Annotated in this window: 11 protein-coding genes; all 11 read left to right on the top strand. The window is 78.2% G+C overall.

What is annotated here, in order from left to right; translation table 11 throughout:
* Positions 1-120 precede the first annotated feature (120 nt).
* Complete coding sequence (locus DMH08_RS40385; RefSeq protein WP_157433162.1) at positions 121-261, top strand: hypothetical protein; 141 nt, start codon at positions 121-123, stop codon at positions 259-261.
* A gap of 50 nt (positions 262-311) precedes the next feature.
* Complete coding sequence (locus DMH08_RS27280) at positions 312-3512, top strand: DUF4132 domain-containing protein (RefSeq protein ID WP_125618612.1); 3201 nt, start codon at positions 312-314, stop codon at positions 3510-3512.
* Positions 3509-6814: a DUF4132 domain-containing protein gene (locus DMH08_RS27285; RefSeq protein WP_125618614.1), complete on the top strand. Its 3306-nt coding sequence runs from the start codon at positions 3509-3511 to the stop codon at positions 6812-6814. The genes DMH08_RS27280 and DMH08_RS27285 overlap by 4 nt, the downstream gene beginning before the upstream one ends.
* Before the next feature lie 29 nt (positions 6815-6843).
* Entirely contained in the window at positions 6844-10137 is a 3294-nt protein-coding gene (locus DMH08_RS27290) for a DUF4132 domain-containing protein (RefSeq protein ID WP_125618616.1), read from the top strand.
* An 11-nt stretch (positions 10138-10148) separates the two neighbouring features.
* On the top strand, positions 10149-13409 hold the full coding sequence (locus DMH08_RS27295) for a DUF4132 domain-containing protein (RefSeq protein ID WP_125618618.1): 3261 nt from the start codon (positions 10149-10151) through the stop codon (positions 13407-13409).
* 57 nt (positions 13410-13466) lie between these two features.
* Positions 13467-16853, top strand: coding sequence for a DUF4132 domain-containing protein (locus DMH08_RS27300; protein WP_125618620.1), 3387 nt, complete (start codon positions 13467-13469; stop codon positions 16851-16853).
* Entirely contained in the window at positions 16850-20047 is a 3198-nt protein-coding gene (locus tag DMH08_RS27305) for a DUF4132 domain-containing protein (protein ID WP_125618622.1), read from the top strand. The genes DMH08_RS27300 and DMH08_RS27305 overlap by 4 nt, the downstream gene beginning before the upstream one ends.
* Positions 20048-20192: 145 nt before the next feature.
* Positions 20193-21287 carry an ATP-binding protein gene (locus DMH08_RS27310; protein ID WP_026404755.1) on the top strand — a complete coding sequence of 365 codons (1095 nt, stop codon included), beginning with the start codon at positions 20193-20195 and terminating at the stop codon, positions 21285-21287.
* Positions 21287-23668, top strand: coding sequence for a DUF5682 family protein (locus DMH08_RS27315; RefSeq protein WP_199748036.1), 2382 nt, complete (start codon positions 21287-21289; stop codon positions 23666-23668). The genes DMH08_RS27310 and DMH08_RS27315 overlap by 1 nt, the downstream gene beginning before the upstream one ends.
* On the top strand, positions 23665-24843 hold the full coding sequence (locus DMH08_RS27320) for a VWA domain-containing protein (protein WP_125618624.1): 1179 nt from the start codon (positions 23665-23667) through the stop codon (positions 24841-24843). The genes DMH08_RS27315 and DMH08_RS27320 overlap by 4 nt, the downstream gene beginning before the upstream one ends.
* Positions 24840-25183 (top strand): hypothetical protein (locus DMH08_RS27325; protein ID WP_199748037.1); only part of this gene is annotated, 344 nt, incomplete at its 3' end. The genes DMH08_RS27320 and DMH08_RS27325, both read left to right, overlap by 4 nt.

Below are 25183 nucleotides of genomic sequence, written 5' to 3' on the forward strand. Positions count from 1 at the left end.
TGACGTCGCAGAGCGTCTGGTCGTCCCCCTCGGCCATGTGCCCGATGCCGAAGCCCGAACAGCGGCCAATCCGAGAAACCGGCCCGGGACCGCCGCCGCCCGGGCTTCGGCATCGGGCACATGGCCGAGGGGGACGACCAGACGCTCTGCGACGTCACGATCGGCGCGGACGACGGCGTTCTGCGATTCGGTGACCTGGACCCCGTCGTAGCGTCTGAAATCCTCGCGGACCTGGAAATTTTGGCCGCCGCAGCGGTCTGAACCGCCGAATTGATCTCTTTTGTCGGGGTGTTTCTCTACGGTGATGCTCCGTGAGCGACACCGAACTCCCCGACGAACGTTCCGGTGAGGACGTCCTGGTCCTGCCCCCCGCCTGGCTGCGGCAGCTGCACCCGAGGCGGGGCGGCAGGGCGCTGCCGCCGGCGCGGGGCGGCCGGGCGAAGGAGGTCCCGGTCCTCCTCGAGGCCGCGGCGGACGCCCTGGCCGCGCTGCCGTCCGACGAGGAGGTCGAGGCGGGGCTGCGCGACGCGGCCCGGCGGCACCTAGGCGGGGAGCCCGACGCCGTGGGCGCGGCGGTCGTGGCGGCGGTCGCGATGGCCGGGGAGGACGGCGGGCCCGAGGGGCGGGCCAGGGCGTTCGTCGACCACTGGCGCGCCGGGCACGGACTCGGGTTCGCGGCCTGCGCCGCGGTGGAGCTGAGCCGCGTGCGGATCGCGGAGCGGAGCGGGCGGCGGCTGCCGGTCTCGACCGAGACGCCCTCCCTCGGGTTCGTCTGGCCGGAGACGCTCCGGTACGTCCGCCGGCTGCTGGCGGCGGCCCCCGACGACCGGTACGCGGACGCCGTCCGGCGCCTGGCCGGGCACCGGACGACCGCGCCGCGGCGGCGCGTCGTGTCCTACCTGGTGCCGACGGAGGCGGACTGGCTGGAGGAGAGCGCGGCCGACCCGTCCGGCGGGGGCGACCGCGAGCTGAAGCTCTTCTCGATCGACCGGGCCGAACTGTTCGGCGATCCGCCGTCCCCGCTGTTCTTCCCCGACGTGTCGCGGCCGCTGCTCGCGACGCTGCTGGACGCCTGCGGCACGGACGTCCTGCCCCTCCTGCTCGCCACGCTCGACAACGGCCTGCCCGAGCACGTGACGGACGTCCTGCTGGAGGCCGTCGCGCTGCTCCCGGCGGACGACGCGTTCGCCGCGCTGCTGGAGCGCTCCGGCCGGCCCCGGGTGCGGCCCGCGCTGATGTCGATGATGGAGCGGTTCCCGGTGCGGGCGGCGCGGCTGCTGGCGGCGACGGACACCGCCTATGCGCTGAACCTGCTGAGAATCCACCTCACCGCCCGTCCGGACCTCGCCGAGCACCTGCCGGAGGGGGCCCGCGCGGTGCTGGGGCCGCGCGACGCGACGCCGGAGGCCGACCCGGCGACCCTGCCCGCGCCGCTGCCGGGGCTGCCGTGGGACGCGCAGGTGAAGCCGATCGTGCAAGGGCTCGAGGCGCCCGCGACGCGGACGGTCGTCTGGGCGGACGGGGAACGCGATAAATGGGCCCTCGCCGGACTGGACGAGATGCCCGTGCCGGAAGACATCGACTGGGACGACCTCGAAGCCGCCTTCGGAAAGGCCCAGCCCCAGCTCCAGGCACGGATCGCGGTGTACGGGCCGGAGGAGGGCGTCCGGCCGCTCCTCGCCGCGTGGGACGACCCGCCCGCCTGGCTCGACGGGGAGTGGGGCAGGTCGCTCGTCGCCCGGTACGAGCAGGACGCGCTGCCGTTCGCGCACCGCATGGCGAAGGAGGCGCAGCAGCGGCACGCCGCCCTGCTCGTGCCGTTCCTGGACGCCGAGGTCACGGCCGTGATGGGCGCCTGGCTGGCCCGCGGCACCCGGGGCGCGGACGCCGCCCGCGACTGGTGCGACCGGCACGGCCTCGCCGCGGTGCCGTTCGCCGCCCCGGCGGCGCTCGCCCGGCCCGCCGCCCGGCGGCGCGCCGCCGAGGCGGTGCTGCGGCGCGTCGCCGAGAAGCACGGCGTCGACGCGGTGGCGGACGCCGTCCCCGCGGCGGCGGACGCGCTGCGGACCGTCCTGACCGCGCACCCGGCCGCGACCGGGCTGCTGCGCCGCCCCAAGGTCCCGACCTGGGCGGACCCGGCGCTGCTGCCGCGCGTGCTGCTGCGCGGACGGGAGCAGGCGCTCCGGCCCGAGACGACCGAGACGTTCGTGGAACTGCTGGCGATGCCCGAACTCGGCGACCTGGACGCCGTCGCGCGGGTGTGCGACCCGGCGTCGCTGGCGGAGTTCGGGCTCGCCCTCTTCGAGGGCTGGCGGTCGGACAGGATGCCCGCCGAGCACGGCTGGGCGCTGGCGCGGCTCGACCGCCTCGCCGACGACTCGGCCGTCCCGGTGCTGGCGCCCCACATCCGCTCGTGGCCGGGCAAGGACCGTATGCACAGCGCCAAAGTCGGCCTGGACGTCCTCGTCGGCATCGGCACCGACACGGCGCTGACGGTGCTGCACGACCTGGCCGTCCGCTGGCCGGGCCGCACCCTGCGGAAGGCGGCGGAGCGGGCGTTCGCCCGGGCGGCCGACGCGCGCGGCGTGCCGCCGGGGGTGCTCGGCGACCGGCTCGTCCCCGACCTCGGCCTGGACGGCGACGGGGCGGTGACGGTCGACTACGGGCGGCGCCGCTTCACCGTGCGGTTCGACGCCCGGCTCCGGCCGGTGGTGACCGACGAGGACGGCGTGCTCCGCAAGTCCCTCCCGAAGCCCGGCAAGCGGGACGACCCGCGGGTCGCGCCCGCCGCGCACGCGGCGTTCGGCGAGCTGCGCAAGAAGGTCGCCGACGCCGCGGCCCTGCAGATCGCGCGGCTGGAGGACGCGATGCGGACGGGGCGGACCTGGACGCCCGAGCAGTTCCGCGACTACGCCGTCCGGGGCCCGCTCGTCCGGCAGATCGCCCGCCGCCTGGTGTGGCTCGCGGACGAGGACGGCGGCGCGACCGCGTTCCGGATCGCCGAGGACGGGACGTTCGCCGACGCCGGCGACGACGTCTTCACGCCGTCCGGTGCCGCGCGGATCACCGTCGCGCACCCGGCGCGGCTCGGCGCCGCGGCCGGGACGTGGGCGGGCATCCTCGCCGACTACGAGCTGCTGCAGCCGTTCCCGCAGCTCGACCACCCGGTGTGGTCGCTCACCGAGGAGGAGCTGGCCGGTTCCCGCCTGGAGCGGTTCGCCGGCCGTGACGTGCGAAAGGACATCGTGTACGAGTTGCTGTCCCGCGGCTGGACCCGGATCGGACCGCGGAACGACATCGAGGCGGTGGCGCGCCGCACCGCGGACGGCGGCTGGGTCGTCGCCGAGTTCGGTGCGGACGCCGGGGACGGCGAGTGCTTCGGCATCCGGGTCGTGCGGGCCGCGACCGAGCCCGGGGAAAACGGGACGCCCGTCCCGTTCGGCGCCCTCGACCCCGTCGGCGCGTCCGAGGCCCTCACCGACCTGGTCACGACCGCCGAGCGGACGGCATGAGCGGCCGCCCCGACAAGCGCCCCGGCGCGCTGCCCGACGCGCTTCCCGACGAGGACGTCCTCACCCTGCCGTCCGCGTGGCTGCGGCTCCTGCACCCGCGGCGCGGCGGCACGCCCGTCCCGCGACCGCGCGGCGGGTACGCGGCCGACGTCCCGGACCTCCTCGCCGCGGCCGCCCCGCACGTCGAGGGCCTCCCGCGGAACGCGCGGTCCGCCCCGGACGTCCGGGACGCCGCGCGGCGGCACCTGGCCGGGGAGCCGGACGCGCTCGGCGCGGCGGCCGTCGCGGCGGTCGCGGCCGCGGCGACGGCGGGGCAGGACCTCGCCGGGGCGCACGCCGCGCACCGGGCGTTCGCGGACCGCTGGCACGCCGGCCACGGGCTCGGGTTCGCCGCCTGCGCCGCGGTGGAGCTGACCCGCCTGACCGTGACCCGGGACGCGTCCGGCTTCGCGGTCGAGCGGCACACCGGGGTGTGGCCGGAGGAGGGCGCGACCGGTCCGCTGCGGCACGTCCGGCGGCTCCTCGCGACGGCGCCCGCCGCCGACCACGACGACGCGGTCCGGCTCCTGGCGGACCGCCGGACGACCCCGGCGGCGGCCGGCGTCGCCGCGTACCTCGCGCCGACCCGGCGGGACTGGGTGGCCGAGTGCGTCGAGGAGAGCGCCGCCACCCCCTGGCTGCGGAGGCTGGCCCGCCTGTCGGTCGCCGACCCGGCGCCCCTCGGCCGGTCCTCCCTCGTCCCCTACGGGCACGTCCACGCCCGCGACGAGCTGGTGACGCTCGCGGACGGCGTGGGCCCGGACCTCCTCGGCATCCTCCTCGACCGCCTCGAACTGGGCGGCCTCACCGCCCGCGACCGCGGGTTCCTCCTCGACACCGTGGCGGTGCTGCCGTCGGACGAGGCGTTCGGCGCGCTGCTCGGCCTGCTCGTCCGCAAGGGCGTCCGCAGGCAGGTCCGGCGGGACGCGCGGCGGGCGCTGGGCGCCGCGGCGGCGCGCTTCCCGGTGCGGGCGCTCCGGCTGGCGGCGGCCTCGGGCGGCGCCGACGTCCGGCTGCTGCTGCGCGACCACGTCGCGGCGAACCCCGAGCTGGTCGCGGCGGTGCTGCCGGACCTGCCCGGCGACGTCCGCGCGGTCGTCGAGCCGCTCGCCGCGGGCGGCGGCCCCGCCCTGCCGGAGGCGCCGCCGGACGTCCTGCCCGCACCGCCGTGGGACCGCCCGGTCAAACCGGTCGTGCGGGGGGCGGCGCCGCCCGCGACCCGCGGGACCGCCTGGGACGACGGCGAGCGCGCGGCGTGGTTCGCCGAGGCCGCCCGCCGGGTCCCGCCCCCGGACGCCCCGGACTGGGAGCGCATCGTGCGCTCCTACCGCCGCGGCGACGTGCAGTGGCAGGTGCTGCTGCACGCCCCGGAGGAGTTCACGGGGCCGCTGCTGGCGGACCTCGAACGGAACCCCCGCTGGTGCGATCCGGCCGTGGCGCGCGGCATCGTGGCCCGGCTGGGGGAGCGGGCGTACCGGGCGGCGCTCGCGCTGGTCGGCTACTCGGTGGCGGACCACGTCGGGCTGCTCGTGCCGTTCCGCGACGCCGAGGTCGCCGCGCAGATGGCCGGACGGCTGCTGCGCGGCGGCCCGGCCGGGGAGGCGGCGCGCGACTGGTGCGACCGGCACGGCCCCGCAGCCGCGCCCTACCTGGCGCCCGACGCCCTCGGCACCCGGACGGGGGCGCGCCGCGCCGCCGAGGCGGCGCTGCGCCGCATCGCGGCCCGGCACGGCACGGACGCCGTCGCGGCCGCCGTCCCCGCGGCGGCGGAGGAGCTGCGGACCCTGCTGACCGCGCATCCCGCGCAGACCGGCCTCGCCCGCCGGCCCAAGCTCGACGGCTGGGCGAACCTCGCCGCCCTCCCGCCCGTGCTGCTGCGCGGCGGGGACCGGGTGCTGCCGGCCGAAGCCGTCCGGACGCTCGTCGAACTGCTCGCGCTGCCCGACGACGGCGGCGCCGGCGCCGTCGAGGAGGTGTGCGACCCCGGTTCGCTGGCGGAGTTCGGCCTCGCCCTGTTCGAGCGCTGGCGGGTGGGCGGGATGCCGTCCGACGGGCGCTGGGCGCTGGAGCAGCTCGCCCGCACCGGGGACGACGCCGCCGTCCGGGCGGTGCTGCGGGCGCTGCGCGGCTGGACGAAGCGGGACGTGCGGGACGTGACGTGCGCGCTGCGGACGCTCGCCGGGATCGGCTCCGACACCGCGGTCACCGCCCTGTACGAGATGTCGGTGAAGGGCCGCGCGCGCAAGGTCCGCGACGCGGCGGCCGAGGTGCTCGCGGAGACCGCGGCGGCGCGGGGCCTGGCCGTCGAGACGCTCGCCGACCGGTCCGTCCCCCGTCTCGGGCTGGACGCGGACGCCGCGACGACCCTCGACTACGGGCCGCGCCGCTTCACCGTCGGGTTCGACGAGCGGCTCGCCCCGGTCGTCGCCGACGGCGACGGTGCCCGCCGCGCGACCCTCCCGCGGCCCACCGCGAAGGACGACCCGGTCCTCGCGCCCGCCGCCCACGCCCGGTTCGCCGACCTGCGCAAGGAGGTCGAGGCGGTCGCGCTGCTCCAGGTCGAGCGGCTGGAGCGGGCGATGCTGGACGGCCGCCGCTGGACGCCCGGGGAGTTCCGCGGCTACGCGGTCGCGCACCCGGTCGTGCGGCGGATCGCGCGCCGCCTGGTGTGGATCGCCGAAGAGGACGGCGGGCACGGGGACGGCGGGCACGGGGACGGCGGGGCGACGGCGTTCCGCGTCGCGGAGGACGGCACGTTCGCCGACGCGGCCGACGAGGCGTTCGAGCCGTCCGGGACGGCGCGGATCCGCGTCGCGCACCCCGAGCTGCTCGGCGCGGAGACGGAGACGTGGACGGAGATTTTCGCCGACTACGAGGTCCTGCAGCCGTTCGCGCAGCTCGGCCGGCCCTGCCTGCGGCTCACCGGGCGGGAGCGGGACGCGTCCGTCCTCGGCCGCTTCGAGGGGATGCGGCTGCTCCGCCGCGACGTCCACGACCTGCCCGCGGACGGCTGGACGTGGAACTCGGCGGAGACGATCGAGAAGGGCGTCTCGCGGCCGGTCGGCGGCGGGCTGCACGTCGTCGTCGAGTTCGAGCCCGGACCCGACGCCGCGACGCTGAGCGTCCGGTGCGTCCGGGCGTCCGCCGCGTCCGTCCAGGACGGGGCGCACGCCGACACCCCCGTCCGGTTCCGCGACCTCGACCCCGTGCGGACGTCGGAGGCGCTGACCGCGCTGACCGCCCTCGCTTGCACGTCCGCCTGACCGCGCCCGCCCGAGTTCCTGGATCCCGCATGCCGCACGACGAAGACGTCCTGACGCTCCCCGCCGCCTGGCGGCGCCACCTGCACCCGCGGCGCGGCGGCGCCCCCGGCCCGGCGGTCCGGGCGGACGGGGCGCGGGACGTGCCGGCCCTCCTCGCGGAGGCGTCCGGCGCGCTCGGCGCGCTGCTCGCGGGCCGGCACGGCGACCCGGCCCGCGCCGGCGCGGCGCGCCGCCACCTGGCCGGGACGCCCGACCCGGCGGGCGCGGCGGTCGTCGCGGCCGTCACCGCGTTGGCGACGCGGGGCCGGGAACGCGGCAGGCGGGAGATCCACCGGGCGTTCGCCGGGTACTGGGCGGCCGAGCACGGGCCCGCGTTCGCGGCCCGCGCGGTCGTGGAACTGGCCCGCACGGCCGTGCGGCGCGCCGGCGGAGGCCCGTGGCGGGGATGCTGGCTGGGCGCGGAACCCCGCGCCAGGCTGGAGACGAACACGCACGACGCCCTCCGGCGGGTGCGGACCGCGCTCGCCGCGGCGGGCGACGCGGAGTACGCGGAGGCCGAGCGGCGGCTCGCCCCGTTCGCGGCGGCGCCCGCGGCGGAGCCCGTGCCGGCGTGGCTCGCGGCGTACCTGGTGCCGACGCGCCGCGACTGGACGGACGCGTGCCTGGCGGCCGGCGCCGACCTCGGCCCCCCGCACCGGCCGCTGATGCTGTGCGCGATCGGCGACGCCGCCCGGCTCGGCGATCCCGCCGACGGGCCGCTCTGGCGGCACGCGTCCCGGGAGGTGCTGGCCACCCTCGCGGACGGGGTCGGCGCCGACCTCCTGCCGTTCCTCCTGCGGCTGCTCGACCACCGGGGCCTCGACGGCAGGGAGCGCGCGGCCGCGTGGGAGACGGTCGCGGTGCTGCCGTCCGACGCCGCGTTCCGCGCGCTGCTGGACGCCGCGCTGCCCGCCGGCGCCGCGGGCGGGAGGCGCCCCGACCGGCACGCGAAGGCCGCGCTGTCCATCGCGATGGAGCGGTTCCCGGTGCGGGCGCTGCGGCTGCTCGCGGCGTCGGGTGCGGACGGTGCCCGCGACCTGCTCGCCGACCACGTCCGCACGCGTCCGGACGCGGTCGCGGGGGCGCTGCCGGACCTGCCGGACGGGATCCGCGCGGCGGTCGGGCCGCTCGCGGCGGTCCCGGCCGCGGCGGTCCCGGAGGAGACGCCCCCGTTCCTCGCCGAGCTCCCGTGGGACCGGCCCGTGAAACCGGTCGTGCCGGGGCTGAAGCCGCCCGCCGGCCGCCGGTTCGCCTCGCCCGACCGCGGCTGGGACGCCGACGTCCGCTCCGAGGGCCTCCAGTACCGGGAACTGGAGGACCCCGACTGGGACGAACTCCTCGACCGCTACCGCCGCCGCATGCCGCGCCACCTGAAGGTGCGGTTCCTCATGCGGGCGCCCGACGCCGTGGTCCGCCCGCTGCTCGCGGACTGGAACCGGCCGGAGGACGCCGTCGACGGCGGCCCGTGGCCGCTGACGCTCGTCGCCCGGCACGGCCTCGACGCCTTCCCGTTCGCCTGGACGCAGGCCACCGCGCGCCCCGGCCTCGACGGGCGGCTCCTCGTGCCCTACCTCGACGCGGCCGTGGCCCGCTGGATGGGGGAGCGGTGGGAGCGGGCCGAGAGCGTGTGGGCGCGGGAATGGCTGGACCTGCACGGCCTCGGCGCGGTGCCGTACCTGGCCCCGGCCGCGCTCGGCCGCAAGGCCGGGGAGCGGCGCGGGGCCGAGGCGGCGCTGCGCGCCCTCGCCGACGCGCACGGCGCCGGCGCCGTCGCGGGCGCGTTCCCCGAGGCGGCGGACGAACTGCGGGCCGTCCTGTCCGCCCACCCGCTGCGGACGAGCCTCGCGCCGCGGCCGAAGCCCCCCGCGTGGGCGGACCCGGCCGCCCTGCCGGCGGTGCCGCTGCGCGGACGGGACGCGGTGCTGCCCGCGGACGCGACCCGGTCGCTCGTCGGGCTGCTGGCGTCGCCCGCCGCGTACGCGACCGGCGACATGCGCGCGAGCCTCGACCCCGACGCCCTCATGGAGTTCGGCTGGGCCCTGTTCGTGAAGTGGCGGGCCGCCGGGGAGCCCGCGAAGCACGGCTGGGCGCTCGCGCAGCTCGGCCGCACCGGCGGCGACGCGACCGTCGCCCGGCTCGTCCCGGTCATCGCCGCCTGGCCCGGCGAGGGCGGGCACGCCAAGGCCGTCGAGGGACTGGACGTGCTCGGCGCCATCGGCACCGACGCGGCGCTGGCCGCGCTCCGCGAGATCGCCGAGGAGAGCCCGCTGCCCGACCTGCCCTGGCGGGCGCGGGAGAGGTTCCGGGGTGCCGCCGAGGCCCGCGGCCTCACCTCCGACCGGCTCGAAGACCGGCTCGTCCCCCGCCTCGGGCTGGACGCGGACGCCGCGACGACCCTCGACTACGGGCCGCGCCGCTTCCGCGTCCGGTTCGACGAGCGGCTCCAGCCGCGCGTCTTCGACGAGAGCGGGACCCCGCGGGCGACGCTGCCGAAGCCCGCCGCGAAGGACGACCCGCACCTCGCGCCCGCCGCGTACCGGACGTTCGGCGAGCTGAAGCGGGAGGTGCGGCGCGTCCTGGCCGACCGGCGCCGCGCCCTGGAGAAGGCGATGCTGCGCGGCCGGCGGTGGGCGCCGGACGAGTTCCGCGAGCACCTCGCCGGGCATCCGGTCGTCGGGCGCGTCGTGCGCCGCCTGGTGTGGCTCGCGGAGGACGGCGGCGCGGCGACGGCGTTCCGGATCGCCGAGGACGGCACGTTCGCGGACGTCCGCGACGACCCGTTCGTCCCGGCGGAGTCCGCCCGCGTCCGCGTCGCGCACCCCGCGCACCTGGGGGACGACCTCCCGGCGTGGTGCGAAACGTTCGCCGACTACGAGGTGCTGCAGCCGTTCCCGCAGCTCGACCGGCCCGCCGTCCGCCTCTCCCGCGCGGAGCGCGCGGGCGACCGGCTGGACCGGTACGCGGGCCGCGCGCTCCACGCCGCGGACTTCCGCGCCGCGCGGAACTCCTCCCCGTGGCGGGCCGGCCGCCTGTACACGGAGCCCGGCGACGAGCGGTGGGCGTGGTGGGACGCGGGCGGCGGGCGGTGCGTCGTCGTCGGGCTCGGCACCGGGCCGTGGCCGCACCCCCGCGACGCCGACCCGGTGATGACCGTCGAGTACGTCCGGGCGTCGACGCGGCCCGCGCCGAAGGACGGGCCCCTCGGCGGCGACCCCGTCCCGTTCGGCGACCTGGACGCCGCCACCGTCTCCGAAGCCCTCACCGTCCTGTTTCCATCCCTCTGAACTGGAAGAACATGCTCCCCGACGAAGACGTCCTGATCCTGCCCGCCGCGTGGCGGCGGCACCTGCACCCGCGGCGCGGCGGCGCGCCCGGCCCGGCGATCCGGCGGACCGGCGGCAAGACCGCGCCGGAGCTCATGGTGAAGGCGAAGGCGAAGTCCGCGTTCGCGAAACTGCGCGCGGACGACCCCCGCACCGCCGCCGTGCACCGGCACCTGGCGGGGACGCCCGACCCCGTCGGGGCCGCGACGGTCGCGGCCCTCGTCCAGTACGTGCTCGACAGGTACGAACTGCCGGACGACCCGAACCGCGTGTTCGCCGACCACTGGGCCGCCGAGCACGGCGTCGTGTTCGCGGCTTGTGCCGCCGTCGAGGTGACGCGCACGCCCAGGCATTTCGACGGGCCGGAGAGCGGCAAGCGGTCGGTGTCCTTCTACAGCGCCGACCGCGACCGGGCGCACCGCGGCGCGCTGCGCCGCGTCCGCGCCCTGCTGGCCGCCGCGGGCGACGAGGAGTACGCGGAGGCCGAACGGGCGCTGGAGCGGTACCGGGTGTCGCCGGGGCTGCGCTGGCCGGTGTCCTACCTGCTGCCCACCCGTGCGGACTGGCTGGCCGAGTGCCTCGCGGAGCCGGGCTGGGCCGATGACGGCGACCGGGTGCTGCGGCTCTGCGCCCTCACCGACGCCGCCCAGCTCGGCGACCCGGCGCCCGGCGCCTCCCAGAGCGACACGACGCGGGAGGTCCTCGTCACGCTGGCCGACGCCTGCGGCGCCGACCTCCTCCCGTACCTGCTGCACCGGCTCGACGGCGGCGCGCGGTCGCTGACCGCCGCGGAGCGGACGGCGGTGTGCGAGACGATCGCGGTGCTGCCGTCCGACGCCGCGTTCCGGGCGCTGCTCGACCGGTCCCGGTCCGGCCGCGACCGCACGGCGGTGCAGGCGCTCGGGCAGGCGATGGAGCGGTTCCCGGTGCGGGCGCTGCGGCTGCTCGCCGGGGCCGGGACCCGGCATGCCCGCGAGCTGCTCGCCGGGCACGTCCGGGCGCACCCCGCCGCGGTCGCGGCGGCGCTCCCCGGACTGCCGGCCGGGGAGCGGGCGGAGGTGGAGGCGGTCGCGGCGCCGGCCGTCCCGGACGCGGACGCGGCGCCCGCGGCGACGCCCGGGTTCCTCCGGGACCTGCCGGGGGACCGCCCGGTCAAGCCCGTCGTGCCGGGGCTGGAACCGCCCGCCGTCCGCGCCATGGCCTGGCGGGACGGCGAGCGCGCGGAATGGCTGGCCTCCGACAGCGGCACGTTCCAGCGCCCGAAGGAGAGCTTCGAGGAGCTCGCGGAGAAGCGCCGCCGGGGCGAGCTGTCCAAGGTCGTCTCGCTGTTCCTGTACGGGCCGGAGGAGCTCGTCCGCCCCCTCCTGCCGGGCTGGACGTTGGACGACGAGCTCTCCTATCTCGAAGAGGACATGACGGTCATCATCGCCCGGTACGAGCTCGACGCGCTGGCGCCGGCGCTGGCGTTCGCCGGCCGGGGGGCGCTCGGCCGCGAGGTCCTGCTCCCGTACACCGGGGAGGAGGTCGCGCTCTGGATGGGGGACCGCCTCGCGCGGCCGGGCGGCGCCCGCCAGACGGAGGCGTGGTTCGACCGGCACGGGCTGACGGCGGTGCCGTACCTCGTCCCGGCCGCGCTCGGCAAGGCCGCCAAGCCCCGGCGGGCCGCCGAGACGGCCCTGCGGCACCTCGCCGCCCGGCACGGTGTCGACGCGGTCGCCGCCGCGGCGGCGGACGCGTTCCCCGAGGCAGCGGACCCGCTGCGGGAGGTCCTGTCCGCGCATCCGGTGCGGACCGGCCTCGCCCGGCGCCCGAAACCGCCGGACTGGGCGGACGTCGCGGGCCTGCCCCCGGTGCTGCTGCGCGACGGCGCGACCGCGCTGTCGGCGGACGCCACGCGCGCGCTCGTCGAACTGCTGGCGCTGCCCGACCCGTACGAGGTCGGCGCGATGCGGGACGACTGCGACCCCGCGTCGCTCGCGGCGTTCGGCCTGGCCCTGTTCGACCGGTGGCAGGCCGCCGGGGCGCCGGCGAAGGAGTCCTGGGCGCTGCTCCAGCTCGGCCGCACGGGCGACGGCGGAACCGTCCGCCGGCTCGTCCCGCTGATCGAGCGCTGGCCGGGCGAGCGCGGCTCCGCGAAGGCGGAGAAGGGCGTGGACGTCCTCGCCGCGCTGGGGTCCGACATGGCGCTGTCCGCCCTCGACCGCATCGCCCGGACCACGAAGTCCGAAGCGCTGCGGTACGCGGCGGAGTCCCGGCTGGAGGAGGCCGCCGCCGCCCGCGGGCTCGACCTCGACCACCTCATGGACCGGCTCGTCCCCGACTTCGGCCTGGACGCGGACGCCTCGATGACCCTCGATTACGGGACGCGCCGGTTCCGCGTCGGCTTCGACGAGGAGTTCCGGCCGTTCGTCACCGACGAGGACGGCGAGGTCCGCGCGTCCCTGCCCAAGCCCGCGGCGGCCGACCCCGCGGACCCGGCCGTCGCCGCGTACCGGGAGTTCGCCGCCCTGAAGAAGGACGTGCGGGCGGTGGTGGCGGAGCGGCGGCGCCGCCTCCTCAAGGCGATGCGCTACGAGCGGAGCTGGACGCACGAGGAGTTCCGGGACCACTTCGTGCGGCACCCTCTCGTGGGCCTCATCGCGCGCCGCCTCGTGTGGCTCGCCCTCGACGGTGCCCCGGACGCCGGTGCCCCGGACGCCGGGGCCGCGACGGCGTTCCGGGTCGCCGAGGACGGCACGTTCGCCGACGTCCACGACGACCCGTTCGTCCCGTCCGGCACCGCCCGGATCCAGGTCGCGCACCCGGCGCGCCTGGACGAGAAGGACGTCGGGGCGTGGGCCGGAGTCCTCGCCGACTACGAGCTCGTGCAGCCGTTCGAGCAGCTCGGGCACCCGGTCGTCCGGCTCGCCGGGGACGAGCCGGACGGCGACCGGCTCGTCCGGTTCGACGGGACGCGGCTGCCCGTGGACGACCTGTGGAGCATCCTGCACCGCGACAGCTGGACGCAGGAAGCCGGCGGCGACGCGTACGAGGTGCGCCTCGTGCGGCGGCTCGGGGGCGCCCGCCGCGTCGTCGTGGACCTCGCCTCCGCGCGGACCGTCCCCGACCGCTTCCACCTCGTCGTCCGCGGCGTCCGGGCAGCCACCGACGGCGGTGCCCCGCTGCCGTTCGGCGCGCTGAGCCCGGTCGAGATCTCCGAGACCCTGTCCGTCCTCCTGCCCGCCCGCCCCTGACCGCCGCTTCCGAGCCCCCCGGCACCCTGCGCGCACCGCTTCGAACGGAGATTTTCGGTGACCCACCGGCCCTCTCACCCCCCGGAGGAGAACGTCCTGGCGCTCCCGCCCGCCTGGCTGCGGAGCCTGCATCCGCGGCGGGGCGGGACGCCCGTCCCGCCTCCGAAGGGGAGCCGCGCCGCCGAGGCGGCCCGCCTCCTCGCCGCGGCGGCGGAGGCGCTCGACCGCATCGCGTCCGGCGAGGGCGTGGACGGGGAGCTCCGCGACGCCGCCCGGCGGTACACGGCGGGCGAGCCCGACCCGGTCGGGGCGGCCGTCGTCGCGGCGGCGGCCCTGGCGCAGACCACCGGATGCGAGGACGACCGCGCGGTCGGCGCGGCGCACCGCGCGTTCGCCGACCGGTGGCGCGCCGAGCACGGCATCGGCTTCGCGGCGTGCGCGCTGGTGGAGGCCAGCAGGCTGCGGGCGGACCCGGCGCCGGACGGGACCGGCTCCGTGCCGCGCCGCGCCGCGGACACGCCGCGCGGCGCGGTCGGGCTCGAGGCGGCCCGGCACGTCCGCCGCCTGCTGGCGGCGGCGCCCCGACCCGACTACGACGACGCCGTGCGGCGCCTGGCGGGCCACCGCGTCCCCGAGACCCTGCGCCTGGTGTCGTACCTGGTGCCCACCCGGCAGGACTGGGTGGACGAGAGCGTCGACGTCGCGGTGGCGGAGAACGCGCTCGTCCAGCGAACGCTCGCCTTCGACGAGCACGCGTTCGTCCTCTGCTCGCTCGGCACCGCCGCCCAGGCGGAGAGGCTCGCGGGGACCCGGTACGGCGGGCGGCTCTCCCGGGGCGTGCTCGCCGCGATCGTCGACGGCCTCGGCGCGGACGGCGTGGCGCTGCTCCTCGGACTGCACGACGAGAGGTGGGAGGCCAAGGAGCACAAGCTGGCGCTGGAGGCGATCGCGCTCGTCCCCGCCGACGGGGCGTTCGAGGCGCTGCTGGACCGCATCGACGGCACGCCCTACACCCGGCAGCAGACGCGGTCGGCGCTGCTCGACGCGATGGGGCGGTTCCCCGTGCGGGCGCTGCGGCTGCTGGCGGCGGCCGCCGCGGAGGCGCCCGCGGGGTCGGCCGCAGAGCTGCTGCGGCACCACGCGGCGGGCCATGCCGACCTCGCCGAAAGCGTCCTGCCGGACCTGCCGGACGAGGCCCGCGCCGCCGTGGCGGGGTCCCTCCCGGCACGGGTCGAGGGGGCGCGGGAGGCGGCGGCCGAGGAGCTGCCCGGGTTCCTCGGCGGGCTTCCGTGGGACCGTCCGGTGAAGCCGGTGGTCGACGGCCTGGAAACCCCCGCGTCCCGCGAGATCGTGTGGCGGGACGGGGAACGCGAGGAGTGGCTCGCCCAGGGGCGCGCGTGGCACGAGGAGCCGCCCGGCGCGGACTGGGCGGCGCTCGCGCGCGGGTTCGGCGAACCGGGCTTCCGTGAGAGCCTGCAGCTCGTCCTCTACGGCCCGGAGGAGGTGGTCCGGCCGCTCCTGGCGGAACGGTCCACTTCGGACGTCTGGGACAGTGTGCCCCTGCGGGCCGTCGTGGCCCGGTTCGGGATGGACGCCTACCCCGTCGCCCGGCGGCTGGCCGAGGCGCAATCGGCCCATTACGGCCGGATGCTGCTGCCGTACCTGGACGCCGAGGTCGCGCTGCTGATGGGCGGATGGCTGCGGCGGCGCCTCCACGCCGCCGCGGACGCCCGGGAGTGGCTCGACCGGCACGGCCTCGCCGCGGTGCCGCTCCTCGCCCCGGCGGCGCTGGGCCGCAAGGCGCGGCCGCGCTCGAACGCCGAGTGCGCGCTCCGCCGCATCGCCGGCCGGCACGGCGTCGCGGCCGTGGCCGCGGCCGTCCCGCCGGCGGCGGACGCGCTGACGGAGCTGCTGTCGGCGCACCCGGTGCGGACGGGGCTGATCGAGCGGCCGAAGCTCACCGGATGGCCCGACCCGGCGCTGCTGCCGCCGCTCCTGCTGCGCGGCCGGGACCGCGTCCTGCCGCCCGCGGCGATGCGGGCGGCCGTCGAGCTGCTGGCGCTGGCCCCCGGCACGGGAGGGGACGGTGCGGGAGGGGACGGCGCGGCCGACGACGCGGCCGTCCTCGGCGAGGTGTGCGATCCGGCGTCGCTCGCCGAGATCGGCCTCGCCCTGTTCGGCAAGTGGCGGGCGGCCGGCGCTCCGCCGGACGGCGGCTGGGCGCTGACGCAGCTCGCCCGCACCGGCGACGACACGGCCGTCCCCGTGCTGGAACCCCTCATCCGGGCATGGCCGGGGGAGGGGGAGCTCGCGCGGGCCGTGACCGGCCTGGAGGTGCTCGCGGCCATCGGCTCGGACGCCGCCCTGACGGCCGTCCACGGCCTCTGCGCGCGGAACCGGTCGGAGAAGCTGCGCCGGGCCGCGAAAAAGGTGTTCGCGGACGCCGCCGCCGCGCGCGGCCTCTCCGCGATCGGGCTCGCCGACCGGCTCGCCCCGGACCTGGGCCTCGGCGGTGACGGCCGGGCGGTCCTCGACTACGGGCCGCGCCGGTTCGTCGCCGGGGTCGACGAGCTGCTCGCCCCGTTCGCCGCGGACGAGACCGGCGCGCGCCGCAAGTCGCTGCCCAAGCCCGGCAGGAAGGACGACGCGGGCCTCGCGGCTGTCGCGCAGCAGAGGTTCGCCGCCCTGAAGAAGGACGTCCGCGGCGCCGCGTCCGCCGAGATCCGCCGGCTGGAGGAAGCGATGCGGACGCGGACCCCGCGGACGCCCGCCGAGTTCCGCTTCTACGCCTTCGAGCATCCGGTCACGCGGCACCTCGCCCGCCGCGTGGTCTGGCTGGCCGGGACGGACGAGGACGGGGACGTCCCGCCGGGCCGCCGCGGCGGGACGTCGTTCCGCATCGCCGAGGACGGATCGCTCGCGGGGGCCGACGACGGCGCGTTCGTCCTGCCCGAGGAGGCGCGGATCCGCGTGCCGCACCCGGTGCTGCTCGGCGAGACCCGCGATGCCTGGTCGCAGGTGTTCGCCGACTACGAGATCCTGCAGCCGTTCCCGCAGCTCGCCCTGCCCGTCTTCGCGCTCACCGAAGCCGAACGCGACGGCGACGAGCTTCCGCGCCTGGCGGGCGCGCCGCTGTCGCGCCGGGAGACGGTCCGCCTGATGGGGCCGACGTGGTTCCCGTTCGAGTCCCGGCGGGAGCCCGGCGATCCGTGCATCGTCCGCCCGCTGGGAGGCGGGCCGTGCCTCATCGTCGCCCTGACCGCCGACCTCTACTCCGGCAGGCCGGACCCGCTGGGCGTCCGGAGCGTGCGCCTCGGCCCGAACCCGGCGTCGCCGTGGGAGACGCCGCCCGGCCCGCTCCGGTTCGGCGACCTCGACCCGGCCACCGTGTCGGACGCCCTCCTCGAACTCACCGCCCTCATGGACGGCGGGAACGCGGTGTGACGGCGGACGAGAACGGCCTGACCCTCCCGGACGCCTGGCTCGGCGACCTGCATCCGCGGCGCGGCGGCGTCCCGCTGCCGGTCGCGGCACCGGCGCGGACGGCGCCGCGCCGGTCGCGCGCGCTGCTGCGCGAGCACGCCGACGCCGTCGCGTCCCTCGTGGAGGGCGGGCACGGGGACCCCGGGCTCGCGGCGGCGGCGCGGCGGCACCTGGACGGGACGCCGGACCCGGCGGGGGCGGCGGCGGTCGCCGCGGTCGCGTCCGTGCACGGCGGCCGGGCCGGGCTGGACCGCGCGCACCGGGCGTTCTTCGAGGCGTGGGCCGCCGAGCACGGGCTCCCGTTCGCCGTCTGCGCGATGGTGGAACTGGGCCGCACGTGGGCCGACCGGGAAGCGCCCGGCGGCCGGATCGGCGCCGTCCGCCTCGCCGACGACGCCTTCCCCCGCATCGGCGGCTCGATCCACCGCCGCGCCCGGATGCTGCTGGCCGCGGCGGGCGACGGCCAGTACGCGGACGCCGTGCGCCGCCTGGAGGAGCACCGGGGCACGGCGGCGGCCCGCGCGCTGACGGCGTACCTCGTCCCGACCAGGCGGGACTGGGTGGCCGCCGCGCTCGCGGAGGTCGAGACCTCCGCCGAGAGGCACGGCCTCCGATGGTTCCCGCTGTACTCGCTCGGCGGCCCCGAGGACCTCGCGAGCCCGCTCGTCCGACTCGGGCGCGACGACGTCCACCGGGGCCTGCTCGCCTCCGTGCTCGACGGGCTCGGCGCGGACGCCCTCCCGTGGCTCGCCGACCACGCCGCGGACGCGAGCCTGTCCCGCAGCGACCGCCGCCTCCTGTTCGAGGCGACGGCCGCGCTCCCCGCCGACGCGGCGTTCCGGACGCTGCTGGACCGGCGGGACGACGCGGACGCGCGGCCCGCGCTCCGCGCGGCGATGCGGCGGTTCCCGGTGCGGGCGCTGCGGCTGCTGGCGGCGGCGGGGAAGGAGACCCGCGACCTGCTGGACGACCACGTCCGGGCGAACCGCGCGACGGTCGACGCGATGCTCCCGGACCTGCCGGAGGCCGCGCGCGCGGCCGCGGCGGCCGCCGCCGCCGCGCACGTCCGGGTGCCGGACGCGCCGCCCGGCGCCGTCCCGGCCGTCCTCGCCGACCCCCTCTGGAACCGCCCGGTCAGGCCGGTCGCGGCGGGGCTGGAGCCGCCCCCGGACCGGGAGACGGTGTGGCGCGACGGCGACCGGGAGGAGTGGCTGGCCACCGAAACGCCCGGGATCCCGGTTCCGGACGACCCGGACTGGGCCGAGCGCGCCGAGTCCTGCCGCCGGGGGCCCTTCTCGCGGGAGGAGGCCGAGCTCCTCCTGTACGGGCCGGACGACCTGGTCCGGCCGCTGCTCGCCGACTGGACCGGCTACCGCGGCGCCGACGGCGGCGCGCTCGCGCGCGTCCTCGTCGCCCGGCACGGCCGCGCCGTGTTCCGCGCCGCGGCGGCCCTCGCCGACGACGAGCCCGCCCGGTACGGAGACGTGCTGCTGCCGTTCCTGGACGCCGAGACGGCGGCGCGCGCGTGCGGCTGGGCGGTCCGCCGCGCCCCCGTCGACGCGGCGGGCCTGGCGTGGCTCGACCGGCACGGCCCCGCCGCGGTGCCGTTCCTCGTCCCGGCGGCGCTCGGCGCGAAGATCCGGCCGCGCCGCGCCGCCGAGACCGGGCTGCGCCGCATCGCCGCGCGGTGCGGCGCGGAGAGCACCGTCGCGGCCGCCCCGCCGGAGGCGAGGGAGGCGCTGCGGACGCTGCTGGCCGCGCACCCGGCGCAGACCGGGCTCGCGGTGGTCGCGGCGGTCCCCGACTGGGCCGACCCGGCGGGGCTCCCGCAGGTGCTCGTGCGCGGCGGCGACCGCGCCCTCCCCGCCGCCGCGGCCCGGACGCTCCTCGAGCTGCTGACGCTGCCCGCGTCCGCCGCCGCGGACCTGACCGGCGAGGTCCGGGCCGCGTGCGACCCCGAGTCCCTCGCCGCGTTCGGCCGCGCGGTCTTCGACCGGTGGCTGGAGGCGGGCGGCCGGGCGCGGGACGGGTGGGCGCTGACCCAGCTCGCCGCGACCGGCGACGCCGGGACCGTCCGGCGGCTCGCCCCGCTCGTCCGCGCGTGGGGGGACGGCGTCGGCGTCCCGCGCGCGGCGCGCGGCCTGGACGTGCTCGTCGCGATCGGCACCGACGCGGCGATGGGCGCGCTCTACGACATCGCGCTGCGGGCGAAGTCGTCCGGCCTGTGGCGGGAGGCGCGGACCCGGTTCGACCGGGCCGCCGCCGAGCGCGGGCTCACGCCCGAGCGGTACGCGGACCGGCTCGTCCCGGACTTCGGCCTGGCCGCCGACGGGAGCATGGTGCTCGACTACGGGCCGCGCCGGTTCACCGTCGGGTTCGACGAGCAGCTCCGCCCCTACGTCGCGGACGAGTCCGGCCGGGCGCGCAAGGCCCTGCCGAAGCCGGGCGCCAAGGACGACCCCGTCCGCGCCCCCGCCGCCCACGCGGCGTTCGCGGCGCTGAAGCGCGACGTCCGCGCCGTCGCGTCCGACCAGCGCCGCCGCCTGCAGCGGGCGATGGTGGCGGGCCGCCGGTGGGAGCCCGCCGAGTTCCGCGACCTCGTCGCCGGGCACCCGCTCGTCCGGCACCTCGCGCGCCGCCTCGTCTGGACGGCGCACGACGGCGGCGCGGTGACGGCGTTCCGGGTCGCCGAGGACGGCACGTTCGCCGACGTCGACGACGACGCCTGCACGGTTCCCGAACCGGCGCGGATCGGGCTGCCGCACCCGCTGCACCTGGGCGCCGAGGCCGTCGCCGCGTGGTCGCGGGTGTTCGCCGACTACGAGATCCTGCAGCCGTTCCCGCAGCTCGACCGGGCCGTCGTCGTCCTGACCGAGGCGGAGCGGCGGCGCGGCGACCTGGACCGGCTCCGGGGCGTCCGGATCCCCGCCGCCGAGGCGGCCGCGCTGCACCGGCGCGGCTGGTCCACCGACCGGTACCGCGCGATCGAGCGGACCGTCGCGGGCGGCCACCGCATCGAGGTCGAGGTCGACGACCGCGGCGCCGAGCACGTCCTCGGGACGGTCCGGCTCCGCGGCGGCGCGCGGACGTTCGGCGCACTGGACCCGGTCGTCCTGTCGGAGGCCCTGGCCGGCCTGACCGCGTCCGGGGTCTGACCGGCCCGCCGGCCCCGCCCGATTTCCCCTATCCGCCCGGACGGTGCCAGCATGATCGGCACCGCGCCGAAGTGTCCGACGCGCTTGCCACACTGGTCGCCACGGCCCGGTCGGCCGCCCGATGAACCCCCCCCGGAAGAAGGACATGACTCAGGACACCCACGAGCTGCAGCGGCCGCCCGCCGAAGTCCGGTACGCCGCCGAGCTGGAGAAGCTCGCCCAGGACGACACGGGCCCGAAGCCCCCGGGATGGGCGCTGAGCCTGACGGCCGCGCGCCGGTTCATCGTCGGCGACGACGGGCTCGGCGTCACCCGCAAGTTCGTCGGCGACACCGCGCTGATCGACCGGGCGCTGGTGACGCTCGCGACCAGCCGCGGGCTGATGCTGGTCGGCGAGCCCGGCACCGCGAAGTCGCTGCTGTCGGAACTGATCGCGGCCGCGGTCAGCGGCACCTCCACGCTGACGATCCAGGGCGGCGCCGCCACCACCGAGGACCAGATCAAGTACTCGTGGAACTACGCGCTGCTCGTGTCGGAGGGGCCCTCCACCCGGTCGCTGGTGCCCGCGCCGCTGCTCACCGGGATGTCGGAGGGCCGGGTGGTGCGGTTCGAGGAGATCACCCGCTGCCCCCTCGAAGTGCAGGACTCCCTGCTGTCCCCGCTGTCGGACCGCGTCATGGCGATCCCCGAGCTGGCCGGCCCGGAGTCGATGGTGTTCGCCCGCGACGGCTTCAACGTCATCGCCACCGCCAACACCCGCGACCGCGGCGTCAACGAGATGAGCGCCGCGCTGAAGCGGCGGTTCAACTTCGAGACGGTGTTCCCCATCGCCGACTTCGCCGTCGAGCTCGACCTCGTCGAGGCGGAGGCGAGCCGGCTGCTGGAGCGCAGCGGCGTGCAGGCCCCGCCGCGCCGGGACGTCCTGGAGGTGCTGGTCACCGCGTTCCGCGAGCTGCGCGCGGGCGTCACCGAGGAGGGCCGGTCGCTGGACCGCCCGCAGGCGGTGATGAGCACGGCCGAGGCCGTGTCGGTCGCGCACGCCGTCGGAGTGCGGGGCTGGTTCCTGCGCGGGGAGCCGGGCGGCGCCGCCGACATCGTCGAGTGCCTCGCCGGGACCGCCGCCAAGGACAACCCCGACGACCTCGCCCGGCTGCGCCGCTACCTGGAGCAGCAGGCGCCCCGCCGCAAGGGCGAGCAGTGGAAGGCCCTGCACGGCGCCCGGCACCTGCTGCCCGGCTGATGGCGGTCACGTTCATCGGGGTCCGGCACCACAGCCCCGCCTGCGCCCGCCTCGTCCGCGAGACGATCGAGCGGCTCCGGCCCGCGCACGTCCTCGTCGAGGGGCCCGTCGACTTCACCGGACGGCTGGACGAGCTGCTGCTCGGCCACGAACCGCCCGTCGCGATCTTCAGCTACCACCGGGACGGCGAGCGGGTCGGCCGCTCCTGGACGCCGTTCTGCGGCTACTCGCCCGAGTGGATCGCGCTGCACGCGGGCCGCGCGGCGGGCGCCGCCGTCCGGTTCATCGACCTGCCCGCCTGGCACCCCGCCCTCGCCGACCGCGACAACCGGTACGCCGACGCCGAGAAGCGGTACGCCGAGGTGACCGGGCGGCTGCTGCGCGAGTTCGCCGTCGACAACACCGACGTCCTGTGGGACCACCTGTTCGAGATCGCCGATGCGGACGGGCTCGCCGAACGCCTCGACGCCTACTTCGACCTGCTGCGCGGCGAGGCCGACACCGGCGCCGACGACACGGCCCGCGAGGCGTACATGGCGCGGTGGATCCGCGCCGCCGAGGCCGACGCGGACGGCCGTCCCGTCGTCGTCGTGACCGGCGGGTTCCACACCCCCGCGCTGCGCGCCCTCGCCGCCGCGCCGGACCCGGACGGCGGCGCGGGCTGGCCGGAGGTCCCCGCGCCCACCGACGGGACCGAGGGCGGCAGCTTCCTCGTCCCGTACTCGTTCCGGCGGCTCGACGCGTTCACCGGCTACCAGTCCGGCATGCCGTCCCCCGAGTACTACGAGCGCCTCTGGGCGGACGGCCCGCACGGCGCGGCCGCCGCGCTCACCGAGTCCGTCGTGGCGCGGCTGCGGAAGCGGCGGCAGGCCGTCTCCACCGCCGACCTCATCGCCGCCCGCACCCTGACCGACGGGCTCACCCGGCTGCGCGGCCACCGCGCGCCCGCCCGCACCGACCTGCTGGACGGCCTGGTCGCCGCGCTCGTCGCCGACGACCTGGACCAGCGGCTCCCGTGGACGTCCCGCGGCCCGCTCGGGCCCGGCGCCCACCCGGCCGTCGTGGAGATGGTCGCGGCGCTCAGCGGCGACCGCGTCGGCCGGCTGCACACCGACACGCCCGCGCCGCCGCTCGTCCACCACGTCGCGGCGGAACTGGAGCGGCTCGGGCTCGACAAGGCCGGCCCGCTCACGGTCAAGCTCACGCAGCCGCGCGGGCTGGAGCGCAGCCGCGCCCTGCACCGGCTGCGCGTCCTGCGGATCCCCGGTTTCCAGCGCGAGTCCGGGCCCGACAGCGGCGCCGACCAGGTGCTGGAGGAACGCTGGCGGATCGACGCCGCCGACCCGCACGGCGAGCGGGAGGCCGCGCTGATCGAGGCGGGCGCGTACGGGCCGACGCTTGCGGACGCGGCCGCCGCCGTCCTGGACGGGCGCGGCGCCCGCGCCGGCACCGACGTGGAGGGCCTCGCGGGCGTGCTGTTCGACGCGGCGCTGTGCGGGTGCGCCGACCAGTCCGGCCGCGTCGCCGCGTCCCTCGCCGCCGGGATCGGCGCCGCGTCGGACGTGGCCGCGCTCGGCGCCGCCCTCGAGGTCGTCCTCGGGCTGTGGCGGCACGACCGGGTGCTCGGCACCGCCGGGAGCCCCATGTTCGGGTCCGTGATCGCCGAGTGCACGGACCGGCTGCTGTGGCTGCTGGAGGGGATCCGCGGCGGCCCCGCCCCCGCCGACCTCGGCCGGCTGCGCGCCGCCGCCGCCCTCCGCGACGCGCTGCTGCACGCGTCCGCGCCGCCGTCCGCGGGCGGCCTCGGGCTGGACGCGGACGCGGCGCGCGGCGTCGCCCGGCGGCTCGCCGCCGCCCCGGACGTCCCGCCGGACCTGCGCGGCGCCGCGTTCGGCCTCGCCCGCGCCCTCGGCGACGCCGCCGACGCGGCCCGCGCCGTCCGCGGCGCCGCCGCCCCCGGCACGTTCGGCGACTGGCTCGCCGGGCTGTTCGCGCTCGCCCGCCAGGACGTCCTGGACACCGGCGGCGGCCTCCTCGGCGTGCTGGACGAACTCGTCGACGGGCTGACCGAGCACGAGTTCCTCGTCGCGCTGCCCGCGCTGCGGCAGGCGTTCGAGTTCTTCCCGCCCCGCGAGCGGGAGTCGATCGCGCACGGCCTGCTGGAGCACCGCGGCGTGCGGGGCTCCGCCCGCGCCCTGCTGCGGCCCGCCGCCGTCGACCCGCTGCTGGTCGCCGAGGCCCGCGAGCTGGAGGAGCGGGTGGGCCGCGCCCTCGCCGCCGCGGGCCTCGCGGACGCCCCCGAGGACGGCCCCACCGAGCAGGGCCGCACCGAGCAAGGCCGCACCGAGCAGGGCCGCACCGAGCAAGGATCGAAGGCATGACGACCCCCGACCTGGAACGCTGGCGGCTGATCCTGGGCGCGCCTGCCGACCCCGCCACCGGCTGCCCGACCGGCGAGGCCGCCGCCCGCGACGCCGCCCTCGACTGGCTGTACGGGCGCGACCCCGACCTCGCCCGCCGCGGCGTGCGCCGCGGCGGCGGGCGCGGCGCGGGCGGCGGGCCGGGCGGCGGCGACGCCGACCGCACCGACGACCGCACCGGCGGCAGCGGGCCGTCGCAGCTCACCACCGTCGACTGGCTCGACGCGGTGCACCGGCTGTTCCCGAAGGAGACGATCGAGCGGATCGAGCGGGACGCCGTCGAACGCTACGAGATCCACGACGTCGTCACCGACCCGGCCGTCCTGGAGCGCATCGAGCCCGACCAGACGCTCCTCAAGGCCGTCCTGCGCACCAAGCACCTCATGAACGACGAGGTGCTGGCGCTCGCCCGCCGCATCGTCGAGCAGGTCGTGCGGCAGCTGATGGAGAAGCTCGCCACCGAGGTGCGGCAGGCGTTCCACGGCACCCGGACGCGGCGGCCCAGCCGCATCAAGCACTCCCGCAACTTCGACTTCCACCGCACGATCCGCGCGAACCTCGCCCACTACCGCCCGGACGAGCGGCGCCTCTACATCGAGGAGCCGAAGTTCCTGTCGCGCACCCGGCGGCACGTCGAACGGTGGCAGCTCATCCTGCTGGTCGACCAGTCCGGCTCGATGCTGGGCTCGGTCGTCCACTCGGCCGTCACCGCCGCGTGCCTGTGGGGGCTGCCGGGCCTGCAGACGCACCTGATCGCGTTCGACACCTCCGTCGTCGACCTCACCGACGACGTCACCGACCCCGTGGAGCTCCTCATGAAGGTGCAGCTCGGCGGCGGCACCGACATCGCCCGCGCGGTCGCTTACGGCGCCGGGCTGGTGGAGAACCCGCGCCGCACGATCGTCGCCGTCGTCTCCGACTTCTACGAGGGCGGCGACGCGAACCGGCTCGTCCGGGACGTGCGCAGGCTCGCCGAGCAGGGCACCCACGTGCTCGGCCTCGCCGCGCTCGACGAGGACGCCAACCCCGACTACGACCGGGACCTCGCCCGCCGCCTCGCGAACGCGGGCGCGCACATGGGCGCGATGACGCCCGGGGAGCTCGCCGAGTTCGTCGCGGAGAGGATCGGCCGATGACCGCCGCCGCGCCCACGCGGGCCGACCTGCTGTCGCTCACACCGGACGCGCTCGCCGCCCTCGCCAACCGGGGCCTCGTCAAGCGCGCCGCCAAGGACCTCGACGCCGGCAACGGGCCGGAGATCACCACCTCCGCCGACGGCGGCGTCGAGGGCGCGTTCCCCGACGGGACCCGCGCGTCCCTGCCCGCCGGCGCCGGGCTCGACGCCGCCACCTGCACCTGCGCGGCCACGGGCGCCTGCCGGCACCGCATCTGCCTCGTCCTCGCCTACCAGCGCGCCCACGCCGGGGACGGCGACGGCTCCGGCGACGCCCCCGGCGTGGGCGCGCTGGTAGGCGA

Origin of the sequence: Actinomadura sp. WAC 06369, assembly GCF_003947565.1 — a bacterium.
GTDB classification, from domain to species: Bacteria; Actinomycetota; Actinomycetes; order Streptosporangiales; family Streptosporangiaceae; genus Spirillospora; species Spirillospora rifamycini.